Here is an 18,651-nt window from a genome sequence, read left to right on the forward strand (position 1 = left end):
CTTTGAGACGGTGAAGGTCTCAAAGGGGCCCTTCACGACATGAGAGTTCGACGCCGGAGGGTGCGTACGGCGGGTGGATCGGGATCGCAGGTCCGTGAAGGACTCCTTCCCTACCCTGAGAGTAGGGAAGGGGCCCTTCACCTCACGACCCCCACGCAAAGTCCCGAATGGACACCGTTGCCCTGGCTGGCGTCCCTTGTGGACGGTCAAGAGCGCGCCAAGCTCCTTGGTGACCCCACTCCCACCACCGACTCGACCACGCCATATTCGCCTTGCCCCGTTGGCCGCGAACAAAACAAAGCGGGCCCGGGAGTGTCTCCCGGGCCCGCTTCGGTTCATTCAGTGGCGCTAGCCGACTGGCAGGTTCACATGGTGTGGAACTTCTTGCCGGTCAGGGTGCCGATGAAACGCTGGAACATGCTCAGCGGCGACGAGTCGACGCCCGCCAGAGCCGGGACCTGCGCGGTCGGCATCGCCGGGGTGTTGCTCACGACGGGCAGGGTGCCCGCGGTGGGCAGCTGCACCGGCAGTTCGCCCGCGGCCGGCAGCGCACCGGCGGTGGGGAGCTGCACCGGCAGGTTGCCGGCGGCCGGCAGGTTGCCGGCGGCCGGCAGGTTGCCGGCGGTGGGCAGCTGGACCGGCAGCTTGCCGGCGGTGGGCAGCCCGTTCAGGGCAGGCAGCTGGGCGAGCTTGGGGGCGTCCGCACGAGCGGCGTCACCGGGCAGACCCGGGGCCTTCGGCAGGGCCGGGACACCGGGCAGCGCCGGGGTGCCGGGCAGCTCGGGCAGTTCCGACTTCGGCAGCGCCGTCGGGACGGCGGTCAGCTGCTTCAGCGCGGTCAGGCCTGCCACCTGCACGGGCAGGGTGGCCACCTGGGGACCGTCGGCGCGGGCGCCACCGATCGCCGGGGTGGTCGGCAGGGTGCCGGCACCGTTCAACGACGGAACCGCGGGAGCCGCCGGGGCCGCGGGCAGAGCCGCCGCACCGAAGGGCAGCGTGGGCAGCGCGTCGATCGGCATCTCCGAACCGACCGCGTCGGTGAAGGCGCGGCTGTGGTCCTCACCGTTGATCTCGGTGAGGTCCGTGGTGGTCGACTCCGCGATGGCCAGCACCGGGATCTCGTGGCTGTCCAGCGGGATCACGAAGATGAACGGGTGGTGGAAGTTGAACCCGGAAAGGGCCTCTCCACTGCCGTCCGTGACGCTGTCGCCGCCGACCTGGCCGAGGGTGACGTTGTCCGACGTGGTCTTCGAAACGCCACCGAGCGCGGCGATCGCGTTGCCGAACAGCTTGGTGTCCACGGCGGTCGGCAGGTCGAGGATGTTGCCCGAGAGCGATCCGTCGAGGCCCGAGGTCTCGACGTCCCCGCCCGAAGCGGCGTCGATGGTGTCGGTGCCCTGAGCGGTGCCGATGCCCGCGACCGAAACCGCGTCGTGCGCGAACGGCACCAACGGCAGCAGCTGCGGACCGACGATGTTGCCCGCGACCGCGCCGTTGTCACCGTTGGTGGTGGCGTCGCCACCGGCGGACGACACGACGTCGTTGACGCTGGTGCCCTCGGCGATACCCGCACCGGCCACGCCGTGACCCGTGATCGGGACGGCGCCACCGATCGGCGACTGGACGATGTTGCCTGCCAGCGCGCCGTTCTCCCCGGTGGCGATGGCGTCGCCGCCCGCGTTGGAGTCGGTCAGGTTCGAGCCGGTGCCCGAGGCGATCCCGCCGAGCACAGCGGCGAAGTTGTGCGCCTGGACCGGCAGGGAGACCGGGCCGTAGACCAGGTTGCCCGAGCCCGCGCCACCGTCACCGGTCGCGTGGACGTCGCCACCCGCGTTGGACGTGGTGTCGCCGTCGGCGGCACCGTGGCCCTGGCCGATGAACGCGCCACCGATCCCGAACGCCTGCAGCGGCAGCGAAACCGGCGTGGTCGCCAGGTTGGAGCTGAGGAAGCCGTTGTCGTCGGCGGTGTTCCCGCCGCCGCCACCGGAGACGACCTTGGTCTCCTCGGCCGAGGCAGTGCTCTGGCCGATGAACGAGCCACCGACGCCGAAGATCTCGGCCGGGACGGCGGCCGGGACCTGGACGATGTTGCCCGAGCCGGACGAGTCGTTGCCCGTGGTGCCGTCGTACGCACCGGCGGTCACGGTCTTCGTCTCGGACGCCTCGGCGGTCGCCTGTCCGATGTGCGAGCCGGCGACGCCGAACACCTCGGGGGCCAGCGCGGCCTGGGTGTTGACGATGTTGCCCGCGAGGGTGGAGTCGTCACCCGTGGTGTGGCTGCCGTTGCCGGCGTTCGCGTCGACGGTGTTCTCGCACGAGGCGACGTTGGCGCTGCCGATGTAGGTGCCCGCGATGCAGGTCACCTCGACGGGAGCGGCAACGGCCGGGTCGACGATGTTGCCGCCACCGGCGGAGCCTTCGCCCTCGCTGCTGACGAAGCCACCGGCGTCGACGGTGCTGGACTGGCTGGTCCCGCCTTCGGTGCCGGTGTTCGCGAGCCCGATCCAGCTGGCGGCCACGCCGCCGACGTTCGCGACGTCCGCGGTCTGCGGCACGATCGCGTTACCCGCGACGGCCGAGTCCTCGCCGGAGGTCTGCACGTAGCTGGGGACGTTGCTCCAGCCCGGGGTGGTGTCACCGGCGGTGGCGTCCGCCGACGAGCTGCTGTTGGAGTTCGCGAGCGAACCCCACGCGGCGGCCGCGTTGTCGTTGACCTTCACCGGGAGGGCGATCGGCACCGCGCCGACGTTGCCGCCGAGGGCGGAGTCGTCACCGTCGGTCTCGACCCAGCCGCCGGAGGTGGCCTCGGTCTCGGCCTCGTAGCCGGAGCTGTTGGCGTTGCCGATGATCCAGGACGCGGCGTTGCCGGTGACCTGGACCGGGGTGGCGAACTGTCCGGCCAGCACGTTGCCGGACAGGGCGGAGCCCTCGCCGTCGGTGGTGATGTTGCCGGTCTCGGTGGTGCTCTGGCTGGCGGAACCGCCGACCACGCGGCCGGTGCCGCCGGCGAGCCCGCCGCCGTTGCCCGCGATCTGCACGGGCAGCGCCCAGTCGAGGGACACGACGTTCCCGGCGAGGCTGGAGTCCTCACCGGTGGTCTCGATGTCCTGGTTGTGCGACCAGGTCTGGTCGTGGGTGCCACCCTCGACCTCGGCGTCGCCGATCACGCCGATGGCGTTGTCGACGATCTGGATCGGGACGACGACGTCACCGACGACCTTGTTGCCCTTGAGGATGTCGTCCGTGGTGGTGAAGCCACCGTCGGTCACCCCGCCGCTGACCTGGCGGGCCGAGTCCTTGGCGGCCAGCGGCGCGGGAACGGCGCCGGTGGTCGGGAGGGACGGAAGCCCTCCGCCGACGCCATCGGTGCTGCTGCCCGGCGAGGAAGCCGAGTCCAGCGCGTCCGAGACGGGCTTGGTGACGGCCTTGGTGCTGACCTCGCCCTTGTAGCCGGGGAGGTCGGCCTGGCCGAGGGGCGTGCCAACGGCGTTGTTGTCGATCTCGACCGGAACGGTGACGTTCGCGTCGAGCGGGGAGGCCGGGGTGTCGGGGTTGACGTGTTCGTCAGCCGAGGCGATGCCGGTGCCCAGCATCAACAACCCACCCGTGACCAACGCGGTCTGGAGTCCGCGCTTTGCCCAGGATTGCATGGGGTTTTTCTCCTTCATTTCGGGTTCCCTTTCGGGTTCGAGGAGGCGCCTTCTGGAGAGGCACCAGGGGGATGGAGCGAATGCGGGCGCACAAAAGCGCACCGCCGTTTCGCGGGGATCAGGAGCGGACGCGAAGCCAAGCCCGGAATCGGGAGGCGTGAGGCGCGTCGGCTACCCCGCGGAGGGAGGTGTTCAGTCGGGAGTGACGCCGGGCTGCGAGCCCGGGGTGAGCGGCATGTACCGCGTGCCTGCCAGCGAGTAGCCGGTCAGGGAACGCTCGACGGCGGCGACGACCCAGGCGGGGACGCCGTGGGTCAGGCCGTCGAGGTGACCACCGGGGGCGGAGCCGCCGGGGACAGTCGGGAAGGAAGGCGCGGCGGGAAGCGGCGCCGGGGTGAACGGACGCGGGAAGTCACCGCGGTGACCGTCACGCGCCGGAGCGTCCTCGACCTGATCGAAGGCACCGTGCTGCTGCACGAAGGCCGGCATCGGGAGGACGGTCTCGGAGGAAGCGGGGAACTGCGTCGTCGCCAGCTGCGCGAAGTCGGTGACCTGGTCACCGGCGCCGATGGTGTCCAGCGGTGAGTCCGGGTCGACCGGACCGCCGCCGACCGGGAGCTCCGGGACGAGGTCGCCGTGTCCGTTCGGGTCGAGGAGGTCCCAGACCTTGCGGCCGAAGTCGGGTGACGGGGCGAAGGTCTCGTCCAGCACCTGGCGGGTGTCCTGCGGCTTGCGCACGATGTGCTCGACGGCGCCGAGAGTGCGCTTGACCGGAGTGACGACCGAGTTGTCCGCGAAGTCGGTGACCGCGTCGCTGACGCGGGTGGAGACTTCGTGCTCGTCGGCGCGGATGTCGCCGCAGTGGTGCTTCGCGGAAGCGGATCCGTTCTCGCCCGGCATCGACCACGTGGTGGCGTCCTGGTGGCTGTCGCCGCACATCGCACCGGCGACGTCGCCCGCGAACTTCGAGGTACCGCGGGAAACGTCGGTCAAGCCCGCCGCGGTGGCGTCGGTGACCGGGGTGACGCTCGTCCCGGGAGTGGAGATCACCGGGGCGGACGGGACGACGTCGGCCGAAGCGGAGGCGCCGGAAACAGCCCACGCGGCGGCCGAACCGGCGACGGCGCCGCCGATGACGAACAGCGCACGCGAAGCGAGACGGCCGAAGCGCGCCGCGCCCCGCCCCTCGTTCTTCGCCGCGTTCGTCACTCGGTCTCCTTCTCGCCTCGGTCGGTCGTTGCGGGACCGACATAAGCAAAGTGCGGAAGCCCGGCGCGACTTTGAACCACCTTGATGGCACGATCGTGTGAAGAACACAGGGTGTAGCCCGAAATCACGATGCGTGATCGGCGCTGGCGGCACCGGGTTACTCCAGAGTTGATCCCCGGCCGGTGTGTCAAGCGTCGCATCGGGCGAATTCGCGTCGTGCGCGTTGCCCGGAATGTTCAAGAAACGTCGGCTCGGACCGATACGGTGTGCCCGTGAGCGAGCCCCAGCGCAAACAGCCGGAATTCGACCCGGCGAACCCGTTCCTTTCGGAGTCCACCGAAGACGTCACCAACCTCGTGCCCCGCGGCCTGCGGATCGGCGCGGCGTTGTCATGGCGCTTCATCGTGGTGATCGCCGCGCTCTACGTCATCGTGTTCCTGATCGGCTATCTGTCGGTCGTCGTGATCCCGCTGTCGATCGCGTTGCTGCTGGCCGCGCTGCTCGCGCCGGCGGTCTCCAAGCTGACGACGCTGAAGTTCCCTCGCGGGCTCGCGGCCGGGATAGTGCTGATCGCCGGGCTCGCGGTACTCGGCGGGCTGCTGACGTTCGTCGTCGCGCAGTTCTCCTCCGGCCTGCCGGAACTGCAGAAGCAGCTGACGGAGAGCCTCAACCAGATCAAGGTCTGGCTCATCGACGGACCACTGCACCTGCGGCAGGAGCAGATCCAGGAGTTCATCAACCAGGCGATCAGCTTCCTGCAGAACAACCAGGCGTCGATCACCACCACCGCGCTCACCACCGCGGGCACGGTCGGCGAGATCGTCACCGGCTTCATCCTGACGCTGTTCATCCTCATCTTCTTCCTTTCCGGTGGCGACCAGATCTGGAAGTTCCTCGTGCGTGGCGTGCCGGGGCGCGTGCGCGACCGGGTCGACGTCGCCGGGCGGCGCGGGTTCGCGTCGCTGGTCAGCTACGTGCGCGCGACGGCGGCGGTGGCCGTGGTCGACGCGGTCGGCATCGGCGTCGGGCTGGCGATCGTCGGCGTGCCGCTGGTGATCCCGCTGGCGACGCTGGTGTTCCTCGGCGCCTTCATCCCGATCATCGGTGCCGTGATCGCGGGCGCGGTCGCGGTGCTGATCGCGCTGGTGACGAAGGGGGTCGTCGGCGCGCTGATCGTGCTGGCCATCGTCATCGGTGTCATGCAGCTGGAAAGCCACGTGCTGCAGCCGATCCTGCTCGGCCGCGCGGTGAAGCTGCACCCGCTCGCCGTGGTGCTCGCGATCACCGCCGGTCTGGTCACCGCCGGGATCGCCGGAGCGCTGCTTTCGGTGCCGCTGCTCGCGGTGCTCAACGCGGGGATCCGGTCGCTGCTGCACGAACACGATCCCGATCCGGCCGAGATCGATGTGCTGAAGGATCAGGCGGCGCAACCCAACGATGCCGGGACAGCGGCTGAAGCCGAGTCATGACCGAGACCCCGCTCTGGCGCGCCGTCTCGGCGCTCGGCACGCGGGACCCGGTCACCCCGTTGTGGCGCGGGGTGATCGTGCTTCGGGTGACGACGCTGCTCTTCGCACTGGGCTCGTTCATCGTCCACTACGACGGCTACGCGAATAAGTGGCTCGCGTGGACCGCGTTCGGCGCGATGACCGTGTGGACGGTGCTGAGCAGCGTGTTCTACGCGCGGCCGTCGAGCCGCTGGCCGTGGCTGGTCGGCGTCGACCTCGTGGTGACCGCCGTCCTCATGTTCACGTCGGCGTGGATCCTGACCACCGGGCAGTTCGACGCCAACACCCCGCTCATCACGACGGTGTGGGCGGCCGTCCCGCCCGCGGCCGCCGGGACGCGGTTCGGCGCCGTCGGCGGCGTGCTCGCCGGACTGGTGGTCTCGGTGGTCACCGGGCTGGTGCGCTGGCGGTTCGACGTCGACGTCGCGCGGGACGGCTTCCTGCTGACCGCGAGCGGGTTCGTGATCGGTCTCGCCGCGACCATGGCCCGCCGGTCCGCCGACGCGCTGACCAGGGCGTTGCGCATGGAGGCGGCGACGGCCGAACGGGAGCGGCTCGCCCGCTCGATCCACGACAGCGTCCTGCAGGTACTCGCGCGGGTGCGCAAACGCGGCGCCGAATTCGGCGGGGAGGCCGCCGAACTGGCGAAACTGGCAGGCGAGCAGGAGATCGCGCTGCGGGCACTGGTCACTACCGAACCGACGCGTTCGAGCGAGAACGGGACGACCGACCTCCGGGCCGCGCTGCAACTGCTCGCGACGCCGTCCGTGCAGGTGTCGACCCCCGCGGGCGAGGTCCAATTACCCGAGCACGTGACCGCGGAACTGGTGGCCGTGGCGCGCGAGGCGCTGGCGAACGTCGAGAAACACGCGGGTGAAGACGCGCACGCCTGGGTGCTGCTGGAGGACCTGGGCACCGAGGTCGTGGTCAGCGTCCGCGACGACGGCCCCGGAATCGCGCCCGGCGTTTTGGAACGAGCGGCGGCCGAGGGACATCTAGGTATCGCGGAGTCCATCAAGGGACGGGTGCGGGATCTGGGCGGAAGCGCCGCCCTCGACACCGCGCCCGGCCAGGGCACGGAATGGGAAGTCAAGGTTCCAGTCGCGGCGAGGGGAAAGCGATGACCGGTGAGGCTCAGGTCTCGGTGATGGTGGTCGACGATCATCCGATGTGGCGGGACGGGGTCGCGCGCGACCTGGCCGAACACGGATTCGACGTGCGCGCCACCGCGCCGGACGCGCCGGCCGCGGTGCGGATCGCGCGGACGGTCCGGCCGGACGTCGTCCTGATGGACCTCAACCTCGGCGAGACGTCGGGGGTCGACGCCACCCGCGAGATCACCACGGAACTGCCGTCGACGAAGGTGCTGGTGCTGTCCGCGAGCGGCGAGCACAGCGACGTCCTCGAGGCGGTGAAGGCCGGCGCCTCCGGGTACCTGGTCAAATCGGCTTCGGCGACCGAGCTCGTGGACGCGGTCAAGCGGACCGCGGCGGGCGACCCGGTGTTCACCGCCGGCCTCGCCGGTCTCGTGCTCGGCGAGTACCGCCGCATGGCCGACGCCCCGGACGACGGGCCCGCGCCGCCGCGGCTGACCGAACGCGAGACCGACGTCCTGCGCCTGGTCGCGAAGGGGATGACGGCGCGGCAGATCGCCGAGAAGCTCGTGCTGTCGCATCGGACGGTGGAGAACCACGTCCAGTCCACGCTGCGGAAACTCCAGCTGCACAACCGTGTCGAACTGGCCCGCTACGCCATCGAACACGGACTGGACGTGGAATAGCGCGCGTGCCTTTTCGGCCGGAGGCCTCGGATTTGCGAAGGCTCAGCCCTGGGCGATGGCCACCACCCGCTGGTTCCGCTCGGCGGGCAAGGGTGTCTTGACGACCGTCCACCGCGGCCGATCGAGGCGCCAGTTCGCGACGACGTCGGTGGCGATCACCAGGCTGCCGTCCTCGGTCCATTCGATCGCGACCTGCTTGAGCGGGGTCGCGATCGGCGTCGAGGGCGCGTGCGTCCAGGTCAGGGTGTCGAGTGCGAGCACCCAGACGTCCGCGGTCTGCGTCGCGGTCCCGGCCCAGGCGGGGTCACCGAAGAGCACGGCGACCTGGTAACCGTCGCGACTCGGCACCACCATGCCGGGCATGCCGTTGGCCACCGGCCGCTCGACCGGCATCCGTTGATCGTTGCGCAGGTCGAGCACGGAGAACTTGGTCAGCTCGGCCAGCAGCATCCGTTCCTTGGTGACCGCCAGTACCCGGGGGAACTGGTGCAGGGCGCGGCCCGTCGCGGGGTCGATCAGCACGTCCTCGGCACTGGCCGTCCCGCTGTTCACCGTGATCAGCAGACCCTTCGGTACCTCTTGGCGAACGGCTGTCGTGCAGCTCGCCGGACGGCCGCGATCGCGCTCCGCACCGAGCAGGGAGACGTATTGGAGGCGGCAGAGGTCGTCGCCGTCGTCACGGATCAGCCAGACGCCGCTCTCGTCGGCGGCCGGGGCGACGCTGCGGGCCTTGCCCAGCTTCCACGGCTGGTTCCCGGGATCGCCGTAGACGAGTACTTCGGACGGCTCCAGGCAGGACGGCCCGCAGCGCGCGGCCGACAGCACGACCGGGAACTTGCCGACGCGGAGGACGTCGTTGACCCGGTCCCCGGCCGGAGCGCCCGGAAGCGGGGTGGTGACGCCGGTGGCGGGATCGAGCATCGAAGGCGGCGAAGTCGACATGACGAGCCGGAAACCGCTGTAGTCCACCGGTTCGCCTTCGAGTTTCGACGCTGGTGGGGCCGTCGGCGTCGGAACGGCCTCCGGCGGGTCTGCTTCGACGGTGCAACCGGCCAGCAGGAGGAACGCCGCCAGCAGAGCGGCACAGGGAAGAAATGCGGGTCTGTTCAGGGTATTTCCCCGATCTCGCGCGTGAGATCCGGTTCTACCATTCAAGGCATGGGCGAGGAAGAGCAGCCGGCGACCGAAACCAAGCCGTTGACCGGACGGGACATCCGGGTCTCCGACGCGGAACGCGAACACGTCATCGAAGTCCTGCAGAAGGCGATCGGCCTCGGGATGCTGAACCTCGACGAATTCACCGAACGGACCGACCGCGCCCTCGCTTCGAAGACCCGCGGCGAGCTGAACGCGGTGCTCACGGATCTGCCAGGTCTGGTGCATCCCGAGGCGGGAATGGTGCCTCGACAGCAACAGAACCCGTGGTCGCCGCCGAGGCAGCACGCCTACGCGCAGTCGTCCGGGCAGGTCATGGAGCTCAACGGCAAGTACTCGGCGTTGCAGCGCGACGGGAACTGGCTGGTCCCCGAGTCGATGGTGATCCGGAACAAGTACGGCGCCACGAAACTGGACTTCTCCCAGGCCGAGATCCGGCATCCGGTCGTGCACATCGAACTGCAGGCCAAATGGGGTCCGGTGGAGATCACCATCCCCGAGAACGGCGCCGTCGACACCAACTCGATCACCGACATCAAGTTCGGCAACCTCGACGACCGGACGCGTTCGAACGGCCGCCCCGGCACGCCCCGGTTCGTCATCACCGGGCGCGTGCACGGGGGGTCGCTGATCATCAAGTACCCGCGGCGGGGCTTCTTCGGCTAGGTGACTTACCGGACACGGCCTAGGCGCCGACCGGGCGCACGTGGCGGAGGTGCCGGAGCACGAAGTACGCCACCGCGGCCAGCACCAGCGCGGCCAGCCCGGACACCGCGTGCATCCCGCTGGCGAACGCGTCGTGCGCGGGGACCGCGTCGGCGAGCCGGGACCGCGTGACGGCGTTGCCCAGCGTGCCGACGGTCGCGATGCCCAGCGCGTAGCCGAATTCGTTGCCGGTCTGCGAAAGCGAGGCCGCCGAACCGGCCTTCTCCGGCGGCACGGAGCCGACGACCAGATCCGTGCCAAGGGTGACCAGCGGACCGCCGCACAGGCAGGTGATGGCGAAGGCGATCGACGGGATCACCGGACCCGCGCCCGCCTCGACCTGCGTCAGCAGCAGGAACCCGCAGACAGCGCCCGCCAGCCCCGTGGCGATCAGCGTGGCGGGACGGACGCGGCGGGCCAGGATCGGCGCGCCGAGGAAGCTGACGGTCGAGGCGAGCATGCCCGGCAGCAACGCCAGCGCGGCGCCGACCGGCGAAAGCTCGAGCACGATCTGGAAGAACTGCGCGACGAAGAGCATGGTCGTGCCACCCAGCATGGTGAACGCGCACATCCCGCCGATCGCCGTCGTGAACGCGCGGGCCCGGAACAGCGTCAGGTCGATCAGCGGATCCTGGAGGATTCGCTGGCGTCGCACGAACACCACCCCGAAGCCGAGACCGATCAGGAGCGAGGCCGCCGGGACCGCGTGGACGCCGTCGCGGGCGAGTTCCTTGATGCCGTAGACCGCGGGCAGGATCGTGACCAGCGAAAGCACGACACTCGGCAGGTCGACGCGGCCGGCGTTCTCGTTGCGGTACTCGGGCAGCAGCTTCGGGCCGACCACGAGCAGCAAGACCATCGCCGGGACGCCGAGCAGGAACACCGAACCCCACCAGAAGTGCTCCAGCAGCACACCGCCGACCATCGGCCCGACGATCGCGCCGACGGTGAAGCAGCCTGCCCAGATGCCGATCGCGAGGGAGCGCTGGCGGCTGTCGAGGAACAGGTTGCTGATCAGGGCGAGCGTCGACGGCGCCAGCGTCGCACCGGCGATACCGAGGAGCGCACGGGCGACGATGAGCATCAGCGCGCTGGTCGAGAACGCCGCCAGCACGGAGGCCAGCCCGAACGCCGTGGCGCCGATGAGCAGCAGTTTCCGGCGGCCGATGCGGTCGCCGAGGGTGCCCATCGTGACCATGAACCCGGCGATCATGAAGCCGTAGACGTCCATGATCCACAGCTGCTGGACGCTGTCGGCGCCGAGGCTCTGGCTGAGCTTCGGCAACGCGAGGATCAGCACGAACAGGTCGAGGGAGACCAGGAAGGTGGGCAGGGCCAGTACGGCCAGCCCGACCCATTCCCGGCGTCCCGCCCGCGTCGGGGTCATGGTGGTCGTCATGGTCGGCGTCCTTTCGTCGCTTCGGTGTCTTCACCCAGGCGTCGAAGCGGTGGACCGGATTTCGACATGCCGCCCGATCTTTTTCAGCCGTGCAGGAGGATCAGCAGGCCGATGGCGATGAGGACGACCGGAAGCAGCAAATGGCCCCAGCGGGCCAGGGCGCGGGCGATCGCCGGGCGGGTCGCGAAGAACCGGCCCGCCAGGCACCAGACCGCGACGAGCGCGAGGAATACGACGGCGTACACGATCAGCCCGCCGGTGCCGGTGTTGGCGAACACGGGAACGTAGACGCCGATGTTGTCGCCGCCGTTGGCGAAGGTCACCCCCGCCACGGCGAGCACACCGGGACCGGCCTCGGGCTCTTCGGTCTCCGTGCCGCGCTCACGCCAGACGCGCCACGCCGCACGCAGACCGAGCAGGAGCGGCACCAGCCCGAGCCAGGGCAGGACGGCGTCCGGCAGCAGTCCCGCACCGAGCGCCCCGACGATCGAAACGGCGAGGATGCCGGCGAACCCGAGGTATTGCCCGGCCACCACTCGCAGGGCACCGCGCCGGCCGGCGGCGTTGGCGAAGAAGAGCGCGAGCAGCACGAGGTCGTCGACGTTGGTCGCCGCGAACATGCCCGCGGCCTGGCCGATCAGGCCGAAGTCCACCACGGCGGGAGCAAGGGACCTTTGCTATCGCTTCGCGGCCGCCGTGCGGGCCTCGACCGGGTTCGCCGTGGCCAAGACCGCGTCGGCGAGCGCCTCGCATTCGGCCAGCGTGGTCGCGGCAAGGCTCGCGCCGACCGCGCGCACGGCGGGCGCGTTCATCGAGAGGCTGGTCAGGCCGAGCCCGGCCAGTACCAGCGCGAGCCGCGGGTCGCCGGCGGCCTCACCGCAGACACCGGCGGGTTTGCCGGTGTCCTTCGCGGCCTGGCCGATGACCTTGAGCAGGCGCAGCAGCCCCGGCTGCCACGGGTCGTTGAGCTTGGCGACCGCGCCGAGCTGGCGATCCGCGGCGAAGGTGTACTGCGCGAGGTCGTTGGTGCCGACGGAGACGAAGTCGACCACGTCGAGGATCTCGCGGGCGGTCAACGCGGCGGCCGGGATCTCGATCATCACGCCCGCGCGGGCGATTCCGGCGGCGCGGGCGCGCTCGGCGAACCAGGCGGCCTCGGCGGCGGTGGCGACCATCGGGGCCATCACCGAAACCTCGGCGCCGGAGTCCTGCGCGGCACCCGCGATGGCCTCCAGCTGGCGGTCGAGGATCTCGGGCCGGTCGAAAGCGACGCGAAGCCCGCGTACGCCGAGCGCCGGGTTGGGCTCGACCTCGGGCTCCAGGAAGGCGAGCGGTTTGTCGGCGCCCGCGTCGAGGGTGCGGACGATGACCGGCTTGCCGCGGAACGGTGTGAGCACGGCGGTGTAGGCCTTGCGCTGCTCTTCGACGCTCGGCTCGGAGGACGCGTCGAGGTAGCAGAACTCGGTGCGGAAGAGACCGACGCCCTCGGCGCCCGCCTCGGCGGCGGCCTGGGCGTCGGTGGCGGAACCGACGTTGCCGAGCACCTTCACGCGGTGGCCGTCGGCGGTCGCGCCGGTGCCGTTCCACTCGATCGCGCCGGTCTTGGCGGCCGTGACGACGTCGGCGTTCGGGTCCGCGACCTCGACGACCCCGGTGTCACCGTCCACCGCAAGCGCTTGCGCGTCGAGCGCGAGGACGCCGCGGACCGCGACGACGGCGGGAATGCCGAGCGCGCGGGCGAGGATCGCGGTGTGACTGGTGGGGCCGCCCTCTTCGGTGACGAGCGCGAGCACCTTCTCCGGATCGAGACCCGCGGTGTCGGCGGGCGCGAGGTCACGGGCGACGAGCACACTCGGCGACTCGAGGTCGGGAACGCCGGGAGGCGCGATGCCGAGCAGCTCGGCGACAAGCCTGTCGCGCACGTCGAGGACGTCGCGAGCGCGCTCGGCCATGTAGCCGCCGGCGGCCGCGAGCGCGTCGGCGAACTTGCCCGCCGCCTGGTGCACCGCACGCGGCGCGGGCAGATTCTGGCCCTTGACCAGCTGCTCCGCCGACGAGACGAGCGCCGGGTCGGCCGCCATCGCCGCCGTGGTGATGAGAATCGTCGCGGCCTCACCGGTCGCGGTCTCGGCCAGCTTCTCGAGGCGTCCGGCCACGATCTGCGCGGCCGGGGCGATCCGGGCGGCCTCGGCGGCGGGATCGGCCGGGGCCGGCGTGCTCGCGGGTTCGCCGAGCGGTTCGGCGACCCGGACGACAGGACCGCTCGCGCGGCCGGGACTGACGGCGACCCCGGTCAAAGACTCAGACGGCATGGTCTAGACCATATCTCATGGGCGGCGTGACCTGACTCATAGCCGACAGCACAACACAGAAGCACACATCATTCCAGTTCGGACGTCGTCGGATACGACGGCTGCGCGCCCTGACGGGTCACGGTGATCGCCGCCACCTTCACCGCCCTGCGCGCCGCGTCGGCCAGCCCCTCGCCCTTCGCGAGCGACGTGGCGAGCGCGCCCGCGAAAGCGTCACCGGCGCCCGTGGTGTCGACGGCCTCGACCTTCGGCGACGACACCTCCGTCACGCCGTCCGCGGTCACCACCGCCGCCCCCTTCGCGCCGAGCGTCACGACAGCGGCCTTCGGACCGAGATCGAGCAACTTGGGGAAGTCAGCCTCACCACCGAGCAGGAAGGCAGCCTCGTGCTCGTTGACCAGCAGGACGTCGAGCCCCTGAAGCGTCTTCGCGGAAAGCTCGGCCGCCGGGGACAGGTTCAACAAGGTCTTCACGCCATTCTCGACAGCCTTCGCGACGGCGTGCTCGACGGTCTCGAGCGGGATCTCCAACGACAACACCACGATCTCGGCGCCGTCGAGATCGATGTCCTCGGGGCGCAGCCCGGAATTGGCGCCTGGCGAGACGAGGATCGAGTTCTCGCCGTCGGGCGTGACCGTGATGTACGCGATCCCCGTCGGACGCTCACTCGTGCGCAACGAGCCCGTGTTCACCCCGGACTCGGCCAGCGACCGCTTGAGCAACTCGCCGTACGGATCGTCACCGACCGCCCCGAGCAACGCGACGTCGGCACCGAGCCTCGCCGCGGCGACCGCCGTGTTGGCGCCCTTGCCACCCGGCGACAAGACCGTGTCGCCACCGAGTACGGTTTCGCCACCCCCGGGTCGCCGGTCGACCGGGACGACGAGATCGGCATTGGCGGACCCGATGACCAGCACCTGAGAAGTCATGGAGGAAACGATGCCATGACCAGCAGTTGTCCGGTCATGACCCTTCTCCCGGCGAAGATGTGAAGAACTTTGTAACTTTCTCGGCGCGTAGTGCGACAATCAGGCGAGCAGCGGAACGCCGTCACTCTTTCGGGGGATAACCTTCCCCCGGACGTCACTTCGGCGATCACGCCCGCTCTTGAGATGCGTTGCCGCGTCCACGCGGTGACGTTGCCCCGATTCCGGCTTGCCGGGAGTGGGGCATCGGGTCGCCGGCGTCGATCACGTAGCCCCCCGAGTGATCGGCGCCGGCGGCGCCCCGGTTCGCGGGCGCCGCTGCTCAGGCCGGTGTTCGCCCTGGTTGCTTGAGCACCACATCGCCCGCGAAGGCGGATCGTGCTTTCAGCGTCTCGGTCAGACGCGATGCGGCGGCTGCCGTGATCTTCTCCGCGAGAACCGACCGGACACCATCGTTGCGTACCGAAAGCCTGACGTACTTCCGGCCGTGCTCCGGTGGAACGCGCTCGAACTGGAGCTGCTGGAGGTCCGTGAGCAGCACATCGACCGGTGGAATTTCGCGTGGTACGACATGCCTCTGGGGCGTGTCGCGCTCGAACCAGGTCAAGGAGTCTTCGTCCACTTCGAAAACGCCGGGCGTTCCGCGGAATCGCGTCTTGTGGAGCACCACGCCCCACGTCACCGTCGCGAGCACGACTACCGGTGACCACCACAAAGGCACGGAATCAGCGGACTGCCGAAGGACGAACAGCAAAACGATCAGCGCATAAAGCCCGGCGAAACCGAGGATTCTCGCTCCTGGCATCCGGCCGGACCGGATCCTGACCGGCTCGTCCGCTCGCATGGCTTCCGCATCCACCCGCTGTGCGGCGGATGCCCCGTCCTTCCATCTCACCAGACGCGGTCCGGAGTTCCTGCCGGGCCCGAAACCACCGCGCGAGAGTTCGCGCGAGCGCCAATGCACCAAGCCAGGGCGAAAATCTTCGATCGCTTCCGACGCCGACTCCGCCTCTTCCATCGCGATTTCGGGAGTCAGGAGGACTCCGTACTTCGAGGGCTGTCTGTATTCCTCGAGAAGCTTCTCCCTCGACGCCTCGTCGGCCAAGGTCAAGTGGACACTGATCCGCCCTGGTCGCCCGCGTTCATCGAACACCACAGATCGAACGTCATCCCACGGCAACACCAACGCCTCCGACGAATCGTCCTGCTGCCTCATCCCCGCTTCCGTGAGTTCGATCGTCTTTACCTCACCGGGTTTCTCCGGCGCGAAAGCCCACCAAGCCGCAGCGGCCGAAAACCCGATTCCGAGCAACACGATCGACAGGGCTGCGGCGAATCCCCAAAGATCGCCGCTCAGCCGGCTGTGGAGGTAGAACATCCACACGCCGATTACCAGTGAGAAAAGACCGCTGAAGCCGAGCACGGTGGCTCCGGTAGGCGAGCGTCGCTTCGGCTTCGGAGGGGCCTTGATCCGAATGGCGACTTGCTGCTCCTCTTCCCCGGAGGCAACGGTTTCGGGAGTTTTTCGACGCCAGAGCTGAGCGAACACCCACAGGACGGAGACGAGCAGCGGTATCAAAGCCGCCAACACCGCGAAGAAGTCGATCATCAGGATCACGAGCCCGGCCACGTGCAGCAGGCGATAGGGATGTGCGACGTCGCGCTGCCAGTGATCGCCACTTCGCTGAACGCCGACGACATTCGTTCCATCGGCCGGCGTCAGCTCATCTGGATCGAACCTGATGGCGCCGAGCGAGTGGCCGTTCACCGTGACCTCGGCATCACACTCCCAGAAGTAACCGAAGCCCTCGGAGGAAACGGGGCCACGGCGCTCACAGGTCTTGATCACTGCCGAAGCGTCGCCGACCGCTGTCTGTCCGGTGTTGATCTCCGGCGCCCCCGCCAAGCGGAACATCGTCAGGCAAACGAAGAAAAGTAAAGGCCCGATCACCAATGCGACCGTCACCGCCGCGGCGAGCACACCTGCACCGGTCGCCTTAGTCCGGCTTGCGCCCTTCATTACAACGAACCGGAGATCCGCTGCTCGCCAGGCTGGTCGAATACCGGCTCGACGCCGTCCTTGCGAACCGACGATGCAGCCGTCCTTCCGCCACCGCTGCCGACCACTCCACTGTCCTTGGGCTCGATGGTGGTGTTCGTCTTGTCACGCTGTTTGTCCAGATCGCTCTGGTTGTTGTCGCTGCCGACACCGACGTCGAGAACGCCTTTCACGGCTTCCTTGATCGCCGCGCCACCAAGGCCCGGGACAACTTCCTTGGCCATGTGGCTGAGCCCCTGGCCAACACCCTTCGCGTACTTGCCGAACCCCTTCGCGATGGATTCCAGCGCCTCGCCCAGGAGTTTGAGGATGCCCTTGGCATTCGAGAAGGCCTTCATCAGACGCTGAACCTGCCCCATCGCCTTCCGTGCCTGCTTCACGGCGAACGGAACACCTTCACCCGCAAGGGCTCCGGGGTAGCCGGGCGGGGGGTACCTGAGCAGGATGAAGATGATCTTGGCGAGGGTATCGGTGATGAGGTCCCGGATGAGCGTGCGGACGACGTCGAGGATCGTCTTACAGATCTCCACGACGGCGCCCGCATTGCTCGCGGCATCGGAAAGCGCACGATAGGTGTCCAGTTGTTCCTGAACGTACTCGCGGTACCGGTCGGCCACCTGACCGGTCCAGTCCATGGTGTTCTTACGGACCTCGTCCGTAAGTTCTTCCGCCATCTTCTGGACGTCTTTGCTGATGGTGGTCCACTTCTGCGCTTCGAGATCCAGCGCGTCCTGATCGCCGGTGACGTAATCGAGCGGTTCCTTCAGGAAGTCGACATGCTCGATGACCCACCCGAGCCCCCAGCTCAGAAGAGACTCGAACGGGTTGCCCCCAGCGGCGATCATGCCGATGTCGACGCCCGCGCTACCCAGACTGAGCAGGCCTTCCGTCCAGTCACCGTGGACGAGCTTTTCGATGCCGCCGATGGTGTCCTGGATCGCGCCCGCGCCTTCCAGGGCACTGTCGACGACGTACTTCTCCGAGTCCGTTTCCTTCGTGGCGTCTTGGATGATCTGGTTCGAGCCCGGCTCAGCCATGCTTCACCTGCCCCGCACGGTTGACCAGATCCTTGGCGGATTCATCGTCGACCCGGCGCGCCTGAGCCCACGCTCGGACCGTGTCCACGTGGTAATTCCCGGCATCGACAGCCGCCTTGAGAGCTTCGACCGCCTTGTCTGCGGCGGTGTTGCACCATGCGTCGAGCTGGACGAGATCACCGATCAGACCGAAGTCCTCGGACTTGATCCGGTTCGTCTGGTCAGCGCTCAATGCTGTCTGAAGCAGTTCCAAAGTCTTCTCGACCTGCTTGGCGTGCTCGTCGATCCGCACCGGGTCGACATTGAAGCCCTGTTTGCCTTGTGGCTGTCCCATGATTCCCTCCCTCAAGAACCCGCTCAGCGCAGGAAGTCGCCGCCGGTGAAGTAGTCGTCCTCGTGGTCCGTCTGCGGCCGTCGCGCGGCGCGCGGTGGCGCGGGTGTGGCCGGAGGGGCGGGCGGCTTCGGGGCGGGAGGGGGCGGGGGCGCGTCGAGTTCGTCTTCGGCGACGAAGCGGGCGTCCTCGTCCACCGTTTGGTGACCGCCCTCGACGTAGCCTGTCGGCTCGGGTTCCGGGTACTCGCTCTGCAGCTGGTTGACCAGCTCGTTCATCGTCTCGGTGCCCGCGATGGACGGGACGCCGACCTGCATCGCGCCGGCGAGTTTGCTCTGTGCGCTCTGGACGACGCGGAGGATCTCCTGCGCGAGCGCCGGGTTGTCCCGCACGGACGGACCGATCTCCAGGCCCACGAGGTTTCCCGCGTGGTTGACCTTGACCGAGATCTGGCCGTCCTTGCTGCGTTCGGACACCGAGACGCCTTCGATCTCGGTGCGCATCTGATTCGCCTTTCGCTGGGCGTCGGCCAGCTTGGCCTCGAAATCAGCGAAGAGCTGCTCAGGGTTCGACACGCGAA

15 protein-coding genes are annotated in these 18,651 nt (G+C 69.0%); 4 read left to right on the forward strand and 11 right to left on the reverse strand.

Going from position 1 to position 18,651, the window contains the following annotated elements; all coding sequences use genetic code 11:
* Positions 1-365: 365 nt before the first annotated feature.
* Both DL991_RS05050 and DL991_RS05055 read right to left on the reverse strand, forming a co-directional pair.
* A complete protein-coding gene (locus tag DL991_RS05050) occupies positions 366-3,650 on the reverse strand; it encodes a PE-PGRS family protein (RefSeq protein ID WP_125781446.1) in 3,285 nt (1,094 codons plus the stop codon).
* A 192-nt stretch (positions 3,651-3,842) separates the two neighbouring features.
* Positions 3,843-4,859, reverse strand: coding sequence for a hypothetical protein (locus DL991_RS05055; RefSeq protein ID WP_125781448.1), 1,017 nt, complete (start codon positions 4,857-4,859; stop codon positions 3,843-3,845).
* Positions 4,860-5,131: 272 nt separating this feature from the next.
* On the opposite strand from DL991_RS05055, the gene DL991_RS05060 reads away from it, so the two are divergent.
* The 3 genes from DL991_RS05060 to DL991_RS05070 are packed head-to-tail and all read left to right on the forward strand — an operon-like array spanning position 5,132 to position 8,147.
* Positions 5,132-6,328 carry an AI-2E family transporter gene (locus DL991_RS05060; RefSeq protein WP_125781450.1) on the forward strand — a complete coding sequence of 399 codons (1,197 nt, stop codon included), beginning with the start codon at positions 5,132-5,134 and terminating at the stop codon, positions 6,326-6,328.
* The gene (gene macS, locus DL991_RS05065; protein ID WP_125781452.1) at positions 6,325-7,491 is read left to right on the forward strand and encodes a MacS family sensor histidine kinase; all 1,167 of its coding nucleotides are present in this window, start codon (positions 6,325-6,327) and stop codon (positions 7,489-7,491) included. Before DL991_RS05060 ends, macS begins: the two co-directional genes overlap by 4 nt.
* Positions 7,488-8,147, forward strand: coding sequence for a response regulator transcription factor (locus DL991_RS05070; protein ID WP_125781454.1), 660 nt, complete (start codon positions 7,488-7,490; stop codon positions 8,145-8,147). Before macS ends, DL991_RS05070 begins: the two co-directional genes overlap by 4 nt.
* Positions 8,148-8,189: 42 nt before the next feature.
* Here the strand turns inward: DL991_RS05070 and DL991_RS05075 are convergent, their stop codons facing one another.
* A complete protein-coding gene (locus tag DL991_RS05075) occupies positions 8,190-9,116 on the reverse strand; it encodes a hypothetical protein (protein WP_125781456.1) in 927 nt (308 codons plus the stop codon).
* 189 nt (positions 9,117-9,305) lie between these two features.
* Between DL991_RS05075 and DL991_RS05080 the strand changes: the two genes are divergently transcribed.
* Positions 9,306-9,968, forward strand: a complete 663-nt coding sequence (locus DL991_RS05080) for a DUF1707 domain-containing protein (protein ID WP_125781457.1) — start codon at positions 9,306-9,308, stop codon at positions 9,966-9,968.
* Between the two features lie 19 nt (positions 9,969-9,987).
* Here DL991_RS05080 and DL991_RS05085 read toward each other — a convergent pair whose 3' ends face one another.
* The 8 genes from DL991_RS05085 to DL991_RS05120 all read right to left on the reverse strand — a co-directional run bounded on the left by DL991_RS05085 (position 9,988) and on the right by DL991_RS05120 (position 18,646).
* A complete protein-coding gene (locus DL991_RS05085; protein ID WP_125781459.1) occupies positions 9,988-11,406 on the reverse strand; it encodes an MFS transporter in 1,419 nt (472 codons plus the stop codon).
* A gap of 83 nt (positions 11,407-11,489) precedes the next feature.
* Positions 11,490-12,059 (reverse strand): cadmium resistance transporter, encoded by a 570-nt coding sequence (locus DL991_RS05090; RefSeq protein ID WP_199753838.1) that lies wholly within the window; start codon positions 12,057-12,059, stop codon positions 11,490-11,492.
* 24 nt (positions 12,060-12,083) lie between these two features.
* Positions 12,084-13,718 carry a phosphoenolpyruvate--protein phosphotransferase gene (gene ptsP / locus DL991_RS05095; RefSeq protein ID WP_125781464.1) on the reverse strand — a complete coding sequence of 545 codons (1,635 nt, stop codon included), beginning with the start codon at positions 13,716-13,718 and terminating at the stop codon, positions 12,084-12,086.
* A 68-nt stretch (positions 13,719-13,786) separates the two neighbouring features.
* Positions 13,787-14,647 carry a ribokinase gene (locus DL991_RS05100; protein WP_125781466.1) on the reverse strand — a complete coding sequence of 287 codons (861 nt, stop codon included), beginning with the start codon at positions 14,645-14,647 and terminating at the stop codon, positions 13,787-13,789.
* 319 nt (positions 14,648-14,966) lie between these two features.
* Positions 14,967-16,625, reverse strand: a complete 1,659-nt coding sequence (locus DL991_RS05105) for a DUF6346 domain-containing protein (RefSeq protein ID WP_125781468.1) — start codon at positions 16,623-16,625, stop codon at positions 14,967-14,969.
* A gap of 38 nt (positions 16,626-16,663) precedes the next feature.
* A complete protein-coding gene (locus tag DL991_RS05110) occupies positions 16,664-17,740 on the reverse strand; it encodes a WXG100 family type VII secretion target (RefSeq protein WP_125781470.1) in 1,077 nt (358 codons plus the stop codon).
* Positions 17,733-18,074, reverse strand: coding sequence for a hypothetical protein (locus tag DL991_RS05115; protein ID WP_125781472.1), 342 nt, complete (start codon positions 18,072-18,074; stop codon positions 17,733-17,735). Before DL991_RS05115 ends, DL991_RS05110 begins: the two co-directional genes overlap by 8 nt.
* Positions 18,075-18,097: 23 nt before the next feature.
* A complete protein-coding gene (locus tag DL991_RS05120; RefSeq protein ID WP_125781474.1) occupies positions 18,098-18,646 on the reverse strand; it encodes a YbaB/EbfC family nucleoid-associated protein in 549 nt (182 codons plus the stop codon).
* Positions 18,647-18,651 lie beyond the last annotated feature (5 nt).

Origin of the sequence: Amycolatopsis sp. WAC 01375 (assembly GCF_003947325.1) — a bacterium.
Classification (GTDB): Bacteria; Actinomycetota; Actinomycetes; order Mycobacteriales; family Pseudonocardiaceae; genus Amycolatopsis.

Excerpts from the sequence above, each read along its gene's own strand:
- DL991_RS05050 (WP_125781446.1), bottom strand. The coding sequence starts at position 3,650 with ATGCAATCCTGGGCAAAGCGCGGACTCCAGACCGCGTTGGTCACGGGT.
- macS (WP_125781452.1), top strand. The coding sequence starts at position 6,325 with ATGACCGAGACCCCGCTCTGGCGCGCCGTCTCGGCGCTCGGCACGCGG.
- DL991_RS05070 (WP_125781454.1), top strand. The coding sequence starts at position 7,488 with ATGACCGGTGAGGCTCAGGTCTCGGTGATGGTGGTCGACGATCATCCG.
- DL991_RS05080 (WP_125781457.1), top strand. The coding sequence starts at position 9,306 with ATGGGCGAGGAAGAGCAGCCGGCGACCGAAACCAAGCCGTTGACCGGA.
- DL991_RS05085 (WP_125781459.1), bottom strand. The coding sequence starts at position 11,406 with ATGACGACCACCATGACCCCGACGCGGGCGGGACGCCGGGAATGGGTC.
- ptsP (WP_125781464.1), bottom strand. The coding sequence starts at position 13,718 with ATGCCGTCTGAGTCTTTGACCGGGGTCGCCGTCAGTCCCGGCCGCGCG.
- DL991_RS05100 (WP_125781466.1), bottom strand. The coding sequence starts at position 14,647 with ATGACTTCTCAGGTGCTGGTCATCGGGTCCGCCAATGCCGATCTCGTC.
- DL991_RS05110 (WP_125781470.1), bottom strand. The coding sequence starts at position 17,740 with ATGGCTGAGCCGGGCTCGAACCAGATCATCCAAGACGCCACGAAGGAA.
- DL991_RS05115 (WP_125781472.1), bottom strand. The coding sequence starts at position 18,074 with ATGGGACAGCCACAAGGCAAACAGGGCTTCAATGTCGACCCGGTGCGG.